The sequence below is a fragment of the Pseudomonas sp. genome, from assembly GCF_051660785.1.
In the GTDB taxonomy this organism is placed as follows: Bacteria; Pseudomonadota; Gammaproteobacteria; order Pseudomonadales; family Pseudomonadaceae; genus Aquipseudomonas.
In genome coordinates this window covers 36,273-50,671 of the sequence record NZ_JBOFQE010000105.1, presented here as the reverse complement: position 1 = coordinate 50,671, position 14,399 = coordinate 36,273, and the positions used below count along the sequence as shown (strand labels likewise).

General features: G+C 60.1%; 11 protein-coding genes. 5 read left to right on the top strand and 6 right to left on the bottom strand.

Features of this window, described 5'->3' with window-relative positions:
* Positions 1-158: 158 nt before the first annotated feature.
* Genes ACRC4F_RS29585 through ACRC4F_RS29575 form a run of 3 tightly spaced genes read left to right on the top strand, consistent with a single transcriptional unit; the run spans position 159 to position 3,141 of the window.
* Positions 159-1,334, top strand: coding sequence for an NAD(P)/FAD-dependent oxidoreductase (locus tag ACRC4F_RS29585; RefSeq protein WP_438662481.1), 1,176 nt, complete (start codon positions 159-161; stop codon positions 1,332-1,334).
* Positions 1,331-2,143, top strand: a complete 813-nt coding sequence (locus ACRC4F_RS29580) for an aldo/keto reductase (RefSeq protein ID WP_438662480.1) — start codon at positions 1,331-1,333, stop codon at positions 2,141-2,143. Before ACRC4F_RS29585 ends, ACRC4F_RS29580 begins: the two co-directional genes overlap by 4 nt.
* Before the next feature lie 32 nt (positions 2,144-2,175).
* Entirely contained in the window at positions 2,176-3,141 is a 966-nt protein-coding gene (locus ACRC4F_RS29575) for a metal ABC transporter ATPase (protein ID WP_438662479.1), read from the top strand.
* Between the two features lie 162 nt (positions 3,142-3,303).
* Here ACRC4F_RS29575 and hldE read toward each other — a convergent pair whose 3' ends face one another.
* Both hldE and msbA read right to left on the bottom strand, forming a co-directional pair.
* A complete protein-coding gene (gene hldE, locus ACRC4F_RS29570; RefSeq protein WP_438662478.1) occupies positions 3,304-4,725 on the bottom strand; it encodes a bifunctional D-glycero-beta-D-manno-heptose-7-phosphate kinase/D-glycero-beta-D-manno-heptose 1-phosphate adenylyltransferase HldE in 1,422 nt (473 codons plus the stop codon).
* A 173-nt stretch (positions 4,726-4,898) separates the two neighbouring features.
* Positions 4,899-6,701, bottom strand: a complete 1,803-nt coding sequence (gene msbA, locus ACRC4F_RS29565; protein WP_438662477.1) for a lipid A export permease/ATP-binding protein MsbA — start codon at positions 6,699-6,701, stop codon at positions 4,899-4,901.
* Between the two features lie 157 nt (positions 6,702-6,858).
* Between msbA and ACRC4F_RS29560 the strand changes: the two genes are divergently transcribed.
* Positions 6,859-8,721 (top strand): O-antigen ligase family protein, encoded by a 1,863-nt coding sequence (locus tag ACRC4F_RS29560; protein ID WP_438662476.1) that lies wholly within the window; start codon positions 6,859-6,861, stop codon positions 8,719-8,721.
* Positions 8,721-9,938, top strand: coding sequence for an acyltransferase family protein (locus ACRC4F_RS29555; protein ID WP_438662475.1), 1,218 nt, complete (start codon positions 8,721-8,723; stop codon positions 9,936-9,938). The genes ACRC4F_RS29560 and ACRC4F_RS29555 overlap by 1 nt, the downstream gene beginning before the upstream one ends.
* A gap of 55 nt (positions 9,939-9,993) precedes the next feature.
* Here ACRC4F_RS29555 and ACRC4F_RS29550 read toward each other — a convergent pair whose 3' ends face one another.
* The 4 genes from ACRC4F_RS29550 to ACRC4F_RS29535 are packed head-to-tail and all read right to left on the bottom strand — an operon-like array spanning position 9,994 to position 14,397.
* Positions 9,994-10,878: a glycosyltransferase gene (locus tag ACRC4F_RS29550; RefSeq protein WP_438662474.1), complete on the bottom strand. Its 885-nt coding sequence runs from the start codon at positions 10,876-10,878 to the stop codon at positions 9,994-9,996.
* A complete protein-coding gene (locus ACRC4F_RS29545; protein WP_438662473.1) occupies positions 10,875-12,029 on the bottom strand; it encodes a glycosyltransferase family 4 protein in 1,155 nt (384 codons plus the stop codon). The genes ACRC4F_RS29550 and ACRC4F_RS29545 overlap by 4 nt, the downstream gene beginning before the upstream one ends.
* Positions 12,026-12,910, bottom strand: coding sequence for a DUF6625 family protein (locus ACRC4F_RS29540; RefSeq protein WP_438662472.1), 885 nt, complete (start codon positions 12,908-12,910; stop codon positions 12,026-12,028). The genes ACRC4F_RS29545 and ACRC4F_RS29540 overlap by 4 nt, the downstream gene beginning before the upstream one ends.
* Before the next feature lie 53 nt (positions 12,911-12,963).
* Complete coding sequence (locus tag ACRC4F_RS29535; RefSeq protein ID WP_438662471.1) at positions 12,964-14,397, bottom strand: PIG-L deacetylase family protein; 1,434 nt, start codon at positions 14,395-14,397, stop codon at positions 12,964-12,966.
* Positions 14,398-14,399 lie beyond the last annotated feature (2 nt).

Genomic DNA, 14,399 nt, shown 5'->3' with positions numbered 1-14,399 from the left:
AGCGAGCCTGCTCGCGATGGCGGTGTACCAGTCGACTGAAAGGTTGCCTGACCCACCGCTATCGCGAGCAGGCTCGCTCCCACAGTTTGATCAGCAACAAATCCCCACTTCCTCGAGTCTGTATACTGCGCCCTCGTCTTGAACACTGAGGTCGCTGCATGCCATCCGTTATTTCCACCGACGTTTTGATTGTCGGCGCTGGTGTCGCCGGCCTCTGGCTGAATGCGCGTCTGCGTCGCCAGGGTTTTTCGACCGTGCTGGTGGAAAGCGCCAGCCTCGGCGGCGGGCAGAGTGTGAAGTCCCAGGGCATCATCCACGGTGGCGCCAAGTACGCGCTGCATGGCGCCCTGACCGGTGCCTCGGAAGCTATCGCCGACATGCCGCGCCGCTGGCGTGAAGCATTGGCTGGCGACGGCGAGCTGGACTTGTCCGGGGTGCGCCTGCTGTCCGAAGCCCATTACCTCTGGTCTCCGGGAACGATCGCCGGCAACCTCACCAGCTTCTTCGCCAGCAAAGCGGTGCGTGGCCGGGTCGATCAGGTCAAGGGCGACCAACTGCCGCCAGCCCTGCAAGACAAGCGCTTCAAAGGCAAGGTCTATCGCCTGGCGGAACTGGTGATCGACGTGCCGAGCCTGATTCAGCGCCTGGCCGATCTGGCCGGTGATGGCCTGCTTGCCGGTCAGAAGATCGAACCGTTGCTCGACGGCGGCGTGCTGGTGGGCCTGAAGGTCGACGAGCGCGAGATCCGCGCCCAGCGCATCGTGCTCAGCGCCGGTGCCGGCACAGCGTCGTTGCTCGAGTCACTGGGCCTGAGCCGGCCGGCCATGCAACGCCGACCGTTGCACATGATCATCGCCAAAGGCCCAGGCCTCAAACCGCTGTACGCTCACTGCCTGGGCGGCGGTACCAAGCCGCGCATCACCGTGACCACCCATCCGGCCGCCGATGGCCAATGGGTCTGGTACATGGGCGGCGATATCGCCGAAGCCGAAGGGGTTGCCCGCGAACCCGCCGAGCAAATCGCCACGGCACAGAAAGAGCTGGGCCAGTTATTGCCATGGATTGACCTGAGTACCGCGCAATGGGCGACCTTGCGCGTGGATCGCGCCGAACCGCTGCAATCGGGGCTGACTCGTCCTGACAATGCATTCCTTGCCGAAGAAGGCCGGCTGCTGGTTGGCTGGCCAACCAAACTGGCGCTGGCGCCGGACTTCGCCGACCGGGTCATCACATCCTTGCAGCGTGACGGCATTCAGCCAAGCCATCCGGCGCCGCTGCCCGAACTGCCAAAACCACCGATTTGTGTCCCCGCCTGGGAGCAACTACTGCCATGAGCCAACCGACCCTGCATGAACTGCATCGCCCCTTAGGCAGCACCGGCCTGCTGGTGTCGCCGCTGGGCCTGGGCACGGTCAAGCTCGGCCGCGATCAAGGCGTGAAATACCCCAACGGCTTCCAGATTCCCGGCGATGACGAAGCGCGCATGTTGCTCAAACTCGCGCACAACATGGGCATCAACCTGATCGATACCGCCCCGGCCTATGGTCGTAGCGAAGAACGACTCGGGCCGTTGTTGCGCGGCCAGCGCCAGGATTGGGTGATCGTCAGCAAGGTCGGCGAAGAGTTTGCCGACGGCCAGTCGAGCCACGATTTCAGCGCCGCTCATACTCGATTGTCAGTGGAACGCAGCCTGCAACGCCTGGAAACGGATTTCATCGACCTGGTGCTGGTGCACTCCGATGGCAACGACCTGGCAATCCTCAATGACAGTGAGGTCTACGCGACCCTCGCCGCGCTCAAGGCCGAAGGCAAGATTCGCGGCTTCGGTTTTTCCGGCAAAACCGTTGAAGGTGGTTTGAAGGCTCTGGAACAAGGTGATTGCGCCATGGTCACCTACAATCTGAACGAACAGAGCGAGAAGCCAGTCATTGACTATGCTGCTGCTCACGGTAAAGCCATTCTGGTCAAAAAAGCCCTCGCCAGCGGTCACGTCTGCCTGAGTCCGGGCGTGGACCCGGTGCGCGCCAGCTTTGAGTTGTTGTTTGAACACCCGGGTGTTGCCAGTGCTATTGTCGGGACCATCAATCCGCTGCACCTCGCCCACAACGTCGCGACCGTTGCCCAGGTCCTACGTAGAAACTGATGCCGCCCACGCGGCCTTAAGCAGGAGCCGACATGCCGCGTACGCTCATAAGAAAGAACCCGAGCAACTTCAAGACCCTGCCGTTGTACGTCGAAGCGACTCCCGAAGGCTTGAGTTATCAGAGCGTCGGGATGCCGCTCAATTTCTCCCAGACCCTGCAACGTCGCCGCCCGGTGACGGTGCCCGACACCGAGCGCTTCGCTCTCGAACTGGCCAACCTCGGGGTCTCGGTGCGCCTGACCCTGCATTGGCAGAATCGCGATTACTGGGTGTTGGTGCGTCAGCGCCGGCAAGACCGTGGCGATGTGGTGCTCAAGTTGATCTCCGGCTATGTGCCGGCGCACGAGCTGAACCTGCCACTGCACACGGCGATCCAGGAGATTGCCGAAGAGTGCCTGCTGGAAACTCCGGAAGGTTGGCTAGGTGGGCGATTCAATGACACCTGGCTGCCGGCGCCCTACTCCTCCGCGCTGCATTATCGCGAGGCATTGCCCTTTCGCCTGACGCCGCTGTCCGGCTCGGCGCGGCCGGTGCGTTGCGCCAAAATGCAGCTGATCGAACGTCCACGGGCCTATGTGCATTTGCCGACGGCCTCGTTGCAATTGATTTATGACTTGCGCCTGGACGTGCCCAAAGAAGCCAAATCCCTGAGCCTGTTCCATGTCGACGAACGACTGGAAGGTGATCAACTGGTCGCGAGACTCGATCGCAAGCGCCCCGATTTGTACTTGATGCCGTTGCAGGACGGTCAGCCGATGGCCGAGTTGTACACCTTGAAAAAGGATCAACTGTACCCGGCGAGTACGCGCGGTTTGTATCTGGCCGAGAGCTTTGCCCAGCAGGAAGGCTGGCTGGTGCGGGATGAGCGGATTCGCTGGAAGGATTGGGTGCGCCAGCAGGGGTTGAGTCTGCCGGGGAAGGACTCAGGTTTGGCGCGGTTGCGCGGGAAGGCGAAGCAACTGCTGAAGAAGATCGTGCCGCGCAAGGCGGTGCGGTAGGAACAAGAGTTTTTTGTGGCGAGGGAGCTTGCTCCCGCTCGGCTACGCAGTAGCCGCAACCGGCTAACGACTGTTCCCCTGATATTACGCGGTGTATGGTTTTAGGGCTGCTTCGCAGCCCAGCGGGAGCAAGCTCCCTCGCCACAAGTGAGCGTTTCGCTCTCAGTTATTACGGATTTTCTCGACTATTGCGGTAGTCGAGCTGTTCGCCACCAGCCCCAGCACTTTCACGGTTCCGCCGTAAGCGGTCACGATGTCCGCGCCGACCACCTGGTCTATCCCGTAATCCCCGCCCTTCACCAATACGTCCGGCTTGACCTCGCGCAGCAGGTTTTCCGGGGTGCCTTCAGGGAAGCTGATCACCCAGTCCACTGCACCCAAACCGGCCAGTACCGCCATGCGACGGTCGACGCTGTTGATTGGCCGGCCCGGCCCTTTCAGGCGGCTCACCGAAGCATCGTCGTTGACCGCGACAATCAGACGATCACCTTGGGCGCGCGCCTGCTCGAGGTAGGTCACGTGGCCGGCGTGCAGGATGTCGAAGCAGCCGTTGGTGAAGACGATCTTCTCTTTATGCGCACGCGCATCGTCGACCGCCAGCAACAACTGCTCAAGGCCCAGCACACCGCGCTCGGAGCCTTCTTCACGCTGGATGGCGCGACGCAGTTCCGGGGCACTGATCGCCGCCGTACCGAGTTTACCGACGACGATGCCCGCCGCCAGGTTGGCCAGCGCTACCGCGTGTGGCAGCTCTTCGCCCGCGGCAATGGCGGCCGCCAGGGTGGAAATCACCGTGTCACCGGCACCGGTCACGTCGAACACTTCACGCGCACGAGCCGGCAGGTGCAGCGCCGGGTGATCCGGGCGCAGCAAGGTCATGCCGTGTTCGCCACGGGTCACCAGCAATGCGCCGAGGTCCAGGTCGTGCATCAACTGCGCGCCCTTGCTCACCAGCTCGTGCTCATCGGCGCAGCCACCGACGATGGTTTCGAATTCGCTGAGGTTCGGCGTGATCAGGCTCGCCCCCCGGTAGATCGAGAAATCCTTGCCCTTGGGATCGGCCAGCACCGGGATCCCACGGGCACGGGCGGCCTGGATCAGCACCTGATGGTTTTTCAGCGCGCCTTTGCCATAGTCGGACAGCACCAGAACCTTGATGCCTTCGAGCAACTCGTCGACTTGCTCGCCCAGCGCCCGGGCGTCAGTGGCGAAGGGTTCTTCGAAGTCAATACGCAGCAATTGCTGGTGACGACTCATGACCCGCAGCTTGACGATGGTTGGCTGGTGCGCAATACGCTGGAACATCGCGCGCACACCAGCACCCTTGAGGCTGTTGGCCAGGCTGTCGGCAGCTTCGTCATCGCCGGTCACGCCGACCAGCGAGGCCGGTGCACCGAGGGCGGCAATGTTCAACGCAACGTTGGCAGCACCGCCCGGGCGGTCCTCGATTTGCTCGACCTTGACTACCGGTACCGGCGCCTCAGGGGAAATCCGTGAGGTACCACCATGCCAGTAACGGTCGAGCATGACATCGCCGACCACCAAGACAGGGGCTTGATCGAATCGCGGCATGGACAACTTCATGGAGCAACCCACATACAAAATGAACAGGGGCGCGATATTACCACAGGGTTGACGCTGGCTTGCGTAGCGGCTGCAATGGGATGATCTGGCGGGGAAAACTGTTCATTTATTGAGCAGAAATGCCGATAAACGATACAAATCACCGGGCGCATTGCACGCCCGGTGAGCAAGGGTCAGGCGATGTCTTCCGCCGGAGCATCAAGGCCCATGGCGTTCAGTCGGGCGTAATAACCGTTGTGCGCAAGGAGTTCGGCATGGGTGCCGCGCTCGACGATCCGCCCCTGATCCATGACCAGAATCAGGTCCGCCTTCTCGATGGTGGACAACCGGTGAGCGATCACAAGCGTGGTCCGGCCTTTCATGACCTGGTCCAGCGCCGCCTGAATATGCCGCTCAGACTCGGTATCGAGGGCCGAAGTGGCTTCGTCGAGTATCAGCAACGGTGCGTTCTTCAACAGGGCACGGGCAATCGCCAGGCGCTGGCGCTGACCGCCGGACAGCAACACGCCGTTCTCGCCGACCTGGGTGTCCAGGCCTTCGGGCAACTGTGCGATGAAGTCCATCGCATAGGCGTCTCTTGCCGCTTTTTCAATGTCTTCGCGGGGCGCGCCCGCCAGATCGCCGTAGGCAATGTTGTTGGCTACGGTGTCGCTGAACAGGGTCACATGCTGGGTCACCTGGGCGATGTGCTTGCGCAGGTTCAGCAGTTTGTATTGTTCCACTTCGACGCCATCGATCAGGATCTCGCCCTTGTCGTGGTGATAGAAGCGCGGAATCAGGTTGGCCAGCGTCGACTTGCCGCTGCCCGAACGTCCGACCAGCGCGACCATTTGCCCCGGCTCGACCGAGAAACTGATGTCGTCGAGGACCTGGCGATCGGTGTCCGGGTAGGTGAAGCTCAGGTTGCGCACGTCCAGGCGACCACTGACGGCATCGCGCTCGACGGTGCCCGTATCAATTTCAGGCGCGACGTCCAGTTGCTCGAAGATGCTCTCGGCACCGGCCACACCCTTCTGGATGGTCGAGCTGACTTCGGACAATTGACGGATCGGCTTGGGCAGCAGGCCGGCCAGGGTGATGTAGGCGACCATGTCACCGGCCGACGCATCGCCGCGCAGGTACAGCACCAGGAACATCAGCACCGCCATGGCGCTGTAGATCACCAGTTGCAGCAACGGCGTGTAGATGGCGCCGGTGCGGGTCATGCGCAGCTGTTTGTCGGTGTTGCCCTGGCTGGCATCGTAGAAGCGTTTTTCTTCGTAGACTTCGCCGCCGAAGCTGCGCACCACGCGATAACCCTGGATGGTTTCCGACGCTACGTGCGTCACATCGCCCATGGCCAGCTGGATTTTCTTGCTCTGCTTGCGGAATTTCTTGCTCGCAGTGCGCACCATTAACGCAATCAACGGCAGGATGGCCACCATGACCAGGGTCAGGCGCCAGTTCATGAACAGCAGCGAGGCGAACAGGAAGATCACCGTCATGCCTTCACGGATTACGACCTTGATCGCATCTGTGGCCGCCCCGGTGACCATCGTCACGTTGAAGGTGATACGCGAAATCAGATGACCCGAGTTATGCTTGTCGAAATACCGATTGGGCAGAACCAGCAGGTTGTTGAACAACTGCACACGCAGGTCGTGCACCAGCCCGAGGGAAACCTTGGCCAGAAAGTAGTTGCCCAGATAAGATCCCAGCCCCTGCCATGCGGCAATCAGGATGATCAGCAACGGCACCGCCTGCAGCAGTTGCAGGTCACGCAGGTAAGGCACGGTTGGAAACAGCACCGCCTCAGGGTTGGACAAGCCGTCGACGAAGTATTTGAGGATGTAGCCGAGCATTGGCTGCGTCGAAGCGAAAATCAGAAAACCGACGATGCTGATCAGAAACAGGCTGATATACGGCCGGACATAGCCGAGCAGGCGGAAGTAGATTTTCAAGCTCGAAGGGCTTGCGGAGAGACTGGAGTCGGTCATATCACGCGAATGTCGATAAAAAGGACGCTGACTTTAGCACAGCTTCTTCAGGGTTCTGGCAATCGCATAAAGGCTGTTATTGTTAGGCGTCATATTCAGCATCAAATAGCCATCACCCCGAAATGGCCGATCAACTTTCAGGATTGAATCTCTCAGCATGCAACTCAGCGGCTTCAACAGCACATCCAATCGAGTTTTCGATTTCATCTGCCTCTGGATTCTTCCAATCGGCTATCTTTTGCTCCTGTGTGCGCTGTTCTTCCTGCCCGGCCGAAGTCTGCATCACAAGCTTTTTTATGGCCTGTTCAGCATTCCGTCGCTGATCGCCCTGTGCCTGCGCCCCCGTGAACTCAAGGAGTTGCTGCGCGAACCGGTCTTCATCGCCGTGCTGCTGTTCGCGACCTGGGCCATGATGAGTTTGTGCTGGGGTCCCGGCAGCGAAAGCGTTGCCGCACAACTCAAGGCTCCGCTCCATACCCTGCTGCTGTTTGGCGGCTGTTACCTGCTGGTGCGTTATCGCAGTGAAATCGTCCAGCCCTTGCTGTTCACTGCCGCGATGGTCGGACTGATCGGCACCGCCTACAACCTGTTCATGTTCGCCCGCGTGTACGCGCCCGGTTTGCGTCTGATCGGCGGCGGCGCATTCGACAACCCGCTGCTCAGTTCTCACATGTATGGTTTCTACTGTGCCTACTGGCTGAGCATGAGCATGATCTGCAAGCGTCGCCAGATGCTCTGGCTGAGTATCCCTGCGATGGCAATCATGTTCACCGCCGTCATTGCCACCGGTTCCAGGACGCCGCTGGTGGCCCTGACAATGGCCGCGCTCTGGCTGGGTTTCATCTGCTGGAACCGTCGGTCCCTCGTATTACTGATTGCCCTTATTGCCAGCGTGGCAGCGGTGACCGTGCTGTTTTCGCAGATGATCATCGAACGAGGCGATTCCTACCGCTTTGAAATCTGGCAATTGGCCGTGCAGAAAATTGCCGACCACCCATGGATCGGTCATGGCTACAACGCCGACCTGGCCCTCGACCCCGGTGTCGGCTACACCTTTCAAGAGCCCCACAGCTTTGCCTTGGGCGTGCTCTATTACGTCGGTATCTTCGGTTTGCTGCCGTGGCTGTTTTTCCAGGCCTGGGGGTTGTTCAGCAGCTGGCGCTATCGCCTGCAACCGTTGTTCATCATCGCCTCGACCTGGCTGATATTCGGTATCGGCGCTGGCCTGACCGAGGGCGGCGGGATCATTTCCCGGCCCAAGGAGCACTGGTTCCTGTTGTGGATTCCGTTGGCGCTGATCGTCGCGCTCAGCGTCAACCAGCGCGCCAGACGCTTGCTGGCAATGCCGATCAAGACGTTGACGCCGACCGCCCTGCAGCAGCTCACCGCCAGTGCGCACGTGATCGAAGAAGATGGCCTGGGCCCGAAAGTCCTGCGCCTGATCGATGGCAGCTTCCTCAAGCTGTTCCGCCGCCGCCGCTGGTACACCTCGGGCAGTTTCAATCCCTATTCCGAACGCTTTGCCGTCAACAGCGAGCAACTGCGCACCATGGGGATTCCAACCCCGGCTATTCTTGACCTTTACCGCCTCAAGGATGGGAGCAGCGCGGTGCATTACTCGCCGTTGCCGGGAAATACCCTGCGCCAGGTCCTGCAAGGCATAACCGCGCCGGCGGTGCGTCAGGCGCTGGTGGAGCGTTTCGGCAAGTTCATGGCTCAACTGCATGAGCAGGGGGTCTATTTCCGCTCGCTGCATCTGGGCAACGTGCTGGTGCTTGAAGATGGCGAGTTCGGCCTGATCGATGTGGCCGACATGCGCATCTATCCATCGTCGCTGAGCCTGTCCCTGCGTCAGCGTAATCTGCGTCATATGCAACGCTATACGGTGGATCGACGCTGGCTGTTCGAAGATCACTTCGAAGCGTTGCTCCAGGGGTACGCCATGACGGCGTCGAAATCCGCTGTTGATAACCTGCACAGGCAAGTGCTGGCCGGGAGTTCCCCGGCTCGGGCTCATTGATGAATCAAACCAACCCACTCATTGCGCTGGCAGCCTATCTGCTGGCCATCGTGACCGCCGCCCTGTTGTTGCGTGCCGTTCCGAAAATCGCCCGTCACCTGGAGCATTCCGGCGAAAGCCGCTATGCCAGCATTGATGGGCTTCGCGGCTATCTGGCGTTCGGCGTATTCGTGCACCACTCGGTCATTACCTGGATCTTCCTGCGTACCGGCGTTATCGAATTTCCGCCGAGCAACTTCTATTCACAGCTTGGCCAGGGCAGCGTCGCACTGTTTTTCATGATCACCGGTTTTCTGTTCTGGAACCGGTTGCTCGTTCAGGGACGTCAACACGACTGGCTGGCCTTTGCGGTCTCCCGGGTGTTTCGTCTCTACCCTTTGTACCTGCCGTTGATGCTGATTGTATTTGTCACGGTGTTCTATCTGCAGGACTGGGAACTGAAGGAGCCCGGCATTCGTCTTTTCGGCCAGATCCTGGCCTGGCTGACCTTCGACCGACCGGACGTCAACCAGTACCACCAGACCGGCATGCTGATCTCCAACGTCACCTGGACGCTGGGCTACGAGGTGTTTTTCTATCTGGCGCTGCCATTGGCCGGCATGGTCTTCATTTATCGCGGCAGCTGGCTGCAAGTGGTGCTGTGCCTGATCGGCATTTACGCCCTCTACCAACTGGTCGGCTGGGAGCACTCGCTGAAAAAACACTTCCTGGCGAGCTTCCTCGGCGGCATCGGTGCTGCGTACTGGGTTCACCGACCACAACTGGTGGCCTGGGGGCGGTCGCGACTGGCGGGGATTATCGCGTTGCTGGCCCTGGCGATTGCCTTTACGGCATTCAACCGCGCGTTCAACCTGGTGCCGCTGGTGCTGCTTTCCTTGTTTTTCGTGATCGTGGCATCCGGAAACACCCTGTTCGGCGCGCTCAAGCCACGCAGCATCCGCTGGTTAGGAGAAATCAGCTACAGCACCTATTTGCTGCACGGCTTCGTGCTTTGGGTGATGGTCCAGCGCCTGCCGCTGGTGCTGCACCTGGACGCTCGTGACACCTGGACGTATCTGTCGCTGCTGGCCGTGTGCAGTTGCCTGTTGATCGTCATCAGCAGCTTGACGTTCATGTACATAGAGAAGCCAGGCATGGCGGCCGGCAAGAAGGTCTTGCAGTGGCTGCGCCAAGGCAAAAAGGCCGAAAAGAGCATGGCGGAGAAGATCGCTCGCTGATATCGCCTGTCATGTAGCAGCTGGCGAAGCCGCCTGCTACAGGGATCGTACGGCCTTAGTCTTTTTCCAGCGGCGAGAAGTACAGTCGCCCCAGACCACGCCAGGTCTTCTTGTTCCAGGCCTTGAACGGGATCTGCGCCAGCAGCTCGCGGGCCAGCTTGCGATCACGGTTGGCGGTCTTGAGAAACATCGAACTGAGGAACCTGTAACGCACCTCGTCGTACAGCGGATGATCGCTGAACAGCGCGTAGGAGCGCAGGATGTTATCGATCATGAAGCGGTGATTCTTGTAGGAGTTGGTGGCGTGCTTGCGATAGCGCGCCATCAGTACATTCAAGCCATCGATAAAGTAACCGGCACGGGTCACCTTCAGCTCGATCAGCAAGTCTTCCAGGCGAATGTTCGGATCGAAACCGCCCACCTTGTCCAGCGCTTCCCGGCGGATCATCAGGGTTGGCGCCGGGGGATAAGGCTTGCGTTCCAGGAACATGTCATCGAAGTCCAGACGACGGAAGGGCACATCGCGGCGCTGACGCTTCTCGGGGTACAGATTGCCATCGGCGTCGATCAGCTCGATGTTGCCCGCGCAGATGCCGACCTCGGGCTTGCCGTCCATGTAGGCCACCTGCGTCGCGATACGCTCCGGCAGCATGATGTCATCAGAACCGAACGGCACGATCAGGCTTCCGCTGGAGCGCGCGATAGCGCCATTGAGCGTGTTGGTCAGCCCCTGATTCTGCTGAACCCGAAAATCGAAACCGTGCTGCGCCTGCAAGGCCTTGATCCGCTCGACACTGTCATCCTTGGAGCCGTCGTCGACCACCAGGAACTCGATGTTCTTATAGGTCTGGTTGATGACGCTGAGGATGCTTTCCTCGATGTAGCGAGCGTGGTTATACGACGCGATGATGACGGTTACGAGAGGTTGCGCGTCGCTCATGGTTGTTCCTTGCGGGCCTGTTCCAGGCCGGAGTCGATCAGGTTCAGGTATTCCTGACGGAACACCTCGATGTCATGTTGTTCCTGGAGATAACGGAAGGACTGTTCGCCCTTGGCCCTGAGCTCTTCATCCGACAGCCCGAGGTAATTGTCCAGCGCCGCCACCAGGCTTGGCACATCCTTCGGCGTAATCGCCAGCCCACCGGCACCTTCAATCAGCGGCAGCATGGCCGGCACATTGGAGGCGATCACTGGAAGATGCCCGCTCATGCCTTCGAGCAGTGCCAGCCCCAGGCCTTCCGCCAGGGACGGCATGGTCCAGATGTCGAACGCGCGGATGTACTGCAAGGCGATTTCCTTGAAGCCCAGCAGGTGCGCACGTCCGGTCAGGCCCAGGCTTTCGATTTCGGCTTTCAGGCGAGACTCTTCGCGACCGGCACCGATGATCGCTAATTGGGTGTTCGGGTACTTGTCCTTGAGGGCGGCGAACGCCTGCAACAGATAAGTGTGGCCCTTGACCGGCACCAGACGACCCAGCGCCCCGATCAAGCGCACCGACGGATCGATGCCCAGCATTTCGCGGGCACGTTCGCGGCTGTGCTGCAAACCTTCAGCCTGTTCGATGTCGATTGCATTGGTAATGGCGTAGGTGTTCTGGTCGGTGAAACCGCAGTCGCAGTCCAGCAGGTACTGTTTGACCGCCGGCGACACACCGACAAAGCGCCAGTGACGGTCGATCAGGCGCTGGGTCTGGCGGCGCCGGTAAAACCGGTCGTACTCGCCGAAACCGTGGGAAATGCCGATGCACAGCGGGACCTTCAACCAGCGGTTGAGCGCCAGCATCATGTTCACCGGCTTGAAGCGATTACAAATCACCACGTCGAACTTTTCCGCGCGGCAAAACTTGTACAGCGTCCACATCGCGCGCAGGCGCATGCCCTTGAGCGACTTGTCGGAAAACTCGAAATACACCGAACGGTCGGCCCGGCTCACAGCCTCGCCTGGCCCAGGCTTGCCACGCAGGAAGGCGGCAGTGACCTCATAGCGATCACTCGGCAGTGCCTTGACGATCTGCTCCGCGAGGTCGGCAAAATCATGGGCTTTGACGTTGTAGTCAGGCTGCAATTGCAGAACCTTTGACCGTTGACTCATAACTCTCCCCGGTGAAAACCTGTCGCATCGATGACCCAGGCCGGTTCGGCGGCAATACGCCTGACCTCGGCTGGATCGGGTGGAGGCAACCGTGACCACTCGTTGCGTTTCCAGCAAACGAAGTGGAAATACGGAAACCGGCGATCGCCATCGCGATCATTACTCAAACTGCCATTGCGCCAATACCAGTGATGCGGAAAATCATCCGTGCCGTCATGCCACTTGATGCAGCCACCGGGGGTGCTGAACGCCTCGGTAAACTCACTGCGACGACGCCACGGATTGAGCTTGCCCACCAGGGTGAACAAAGGCTCGGGGAAATTCTTGCGCCACAGGAAGATCCGACTGAATGCACCCTCGTCCAGCGCGTGATGCTCCTGATCGGTAAAACGCTCCCGCCAGCCCTTTATCTGCATGAACAACTCACGCTTGCGGGCGTTGTTGCGCATCAGGCAGAGATGCCCTGCAACCCGTCGCTCGTGCGTCGAGAACAGGTCATAACCGGCCAGCCGATCAGGGGTGAAGTAACTTCGCAGGTCACCATACACCAGATCAATATCGCCGAACCCCCAGAAATCATAGCCTTGCAGGCGGTCGGCATGAATGTGCCCCAGCGCCGGCTTGATGTCGCAAAGCTTGTAAGCCGCATCCGGGGCAAAGTCGATATCCAGCCGCTGAGATACCAGCCCACAATAATCACGGAACGTCATGCACTCGACGGTGACGTTCGGTGGCAGATGCTCAGGCGTGCCGCAGTCGCTGAACAGCAACCAGTCGATATCGGCGTTGCGACGACAACTCTCCAGAAAAAACGGCATCCAGAACGGCCATTGGCCGAAATACGGAATCAGGAAAACAATACGCGGGCACGGATTAATCACAGAAGAATCACTGCAGTTACTCAAGACGCGGCCATGCTAGGCCGTGAAGTGCTTCATTTCTGCTGTCGAGATGTATCACCATGCTTCAACAGCCATAACAATTCATGCCGCCTGACCGCTTTGCGAAAAAATTCATTCTCGCCATAAAGGGGCGGTGCCCGACGGGCCAGCAGCCGCTGTATCAGCCGACGCAAACGGCGCTTGAACGGCATTGGCGGTTGCAGGTCATGCATCATGCCCAGCGCCATCGCTTTATCGCGCTGAAGGTCCAGCGACAGTGGCAGGCAGCACGGCTGCATTGGCGCTGACGGGTCGAAGGCCGGCGGCAGCGCGATGCCATGACCCGCATCGCCCATCGGCCAGCGGTCGTTATCGTGCAAATGATTGGCGTAGCCGAGCAGGGTCGTCGGCTGCCATTCCAGGCCTTTCAAGGCTTCGAGGACCGCTTGCTGGGCGCAGAGATGATCGGGGTGCGGATCGAGCGTCGGGTGCGGCAGCACGATCACTTCAGGGCGCGCGCGCAACAGCAGTTCACGCAGATCGGCCAGCAGATTGTTCCAGGTCGGAGCGCCGTCGAGGTCGCCCGGCAAGGGGAATGGATTCAACTGGCGATACACGCGGGTGTCGCTCAATCCGGCTTCACGCGATCCCATCGACTGCGTCGGTGCGGCCTGCATCGCCGCCAGTTGCAGGCAGAAATAACCCAGCTGCACGCAATGCGCTTCAGGTACACCCGCCCAACGCGGCACTGCGATGCTGTCCCAGGCGCGCAAACGGCCCTTGAGCCGGGCGGCCTCGACCTTGCTCAGGCCAATCTGCTGATAATGTTCGGCTTCGATTTCGCCAGCGGTCAGGGTGACAATCCAGGCTTCGTCAGCCTGACTGTACAAACCATAGGCGGCCAGTTCGGCATCGTCGGCGTGGGGTGCGATCACCATCACTCGCTGGCGGCGATAATCCGGTTGCTCCAGCGCCCACAGCACCGGCTCGCCGAGCAATCGGCAGAAGCGCCCATGCAAACGCAACTCGCCCCGCGACAACACTTGCGCCTGACCACTGAGGTTCAGATAACGCAGGCCATTCACACCACGCTCAAAGGTTTGTCGGTCCGGATTATCGCCGCCCAGCAATTCGACCACAGGGTCGATAAAGCGCCCCAGCCACGTGCTTTTTACCCGCAGTGCCAACACCAGCGTTGCGTCGTCGACCAGCATCACGCCGTCGTCCAGGCGTAAACGCTCACCGTCCAGATGCACCTTGGGCTGCGGGGTGTAAGGCGGAAAACTGTATTGGTAATCGTCTTTCGGTGAATAGAACAAATGGTCGGCGAACCACGCCTCGTGGGCAATCCAGCCCAGCACCGCGAGCACCAGCGGCAGCCACCAGGCGACCAGCACGCCGACAGCAATCAACAGCAACAGCGCGATCAACAGGCCAATACGTTTGTTGCGCCGATGGCGCTTGAGCAGTTGCTGTTTACGGCTCATGG

Coding starts and splice junctions, on each gene's coding strand:
- msbA (WP_438662477.1), bottom strand. CDS start 6,701: ATGACCGACTCCAGTCTCTCCGCAAGCCCTTCGAGCTTGAAAATCTAC.
- ACRC4F_RS29575 (WP_438662479.1), top strand. CDS start 2,176: ATGCCGCGTACGCTCATAAGAAAGAACCCGAGCAACTTCAAGACCCTG.
- ACRC4F_RS29550 (WP_438662474.1), bottom strand. CDS start 10,878: ATGAGCGACGCGCAACCTCTCGTAACCGTCATCATCGCGTCGTATAAC.
- hldE (WP_438662478.1), bottom strand. CDS start 4,725: ATGAAGTTGTCCATGCCGCGATTCGATCAAGCCCCTGTCTTGGTGGTC.
- ACRC4F_RS29585 (WP_438662481.1), top strand. CDS start 159: ATGCCATCCGTTATTTCCACCGACGTTTTGATTGTCGGCGCTGGTGTC.
- ACRC4F_RS29545 (WP_438662473.1), bottom strand. CDS start 12,029: ATGAGTCAACGGTCAAAGGTTCTGCAATTGCAGCCTGACTACAACGTC.
- ACRC4F_RS29560 (WP_438662476.1), top strand. CDS start 6,859: ATGCAACTCAGCGGCTTCAACAGCACATCCAATCGAGTTTTCGATTTC.
- ACRC4F_RS29580 (WP_438662480.1), top strand. CDS start 1,331: ATGAGCCAACCGACCCTGCATGAACTGCATCGCCCCTTAGGCAGCACC.
- ACRC4F_RS29555 (WP_438662475.1), top strand. CDS start 8,721: ATGAATCAAACCAACCCACTCATTGCGCTGGCAGCCTATCTGCTGGCC.
- ACRC4F_RS29535 (WP_438662471.1), bottom strand. CDS start 14,397: ATGAGCCGTAAACAGCAACTGCTCAAGCGCCATCGGCGCAACAAACGT.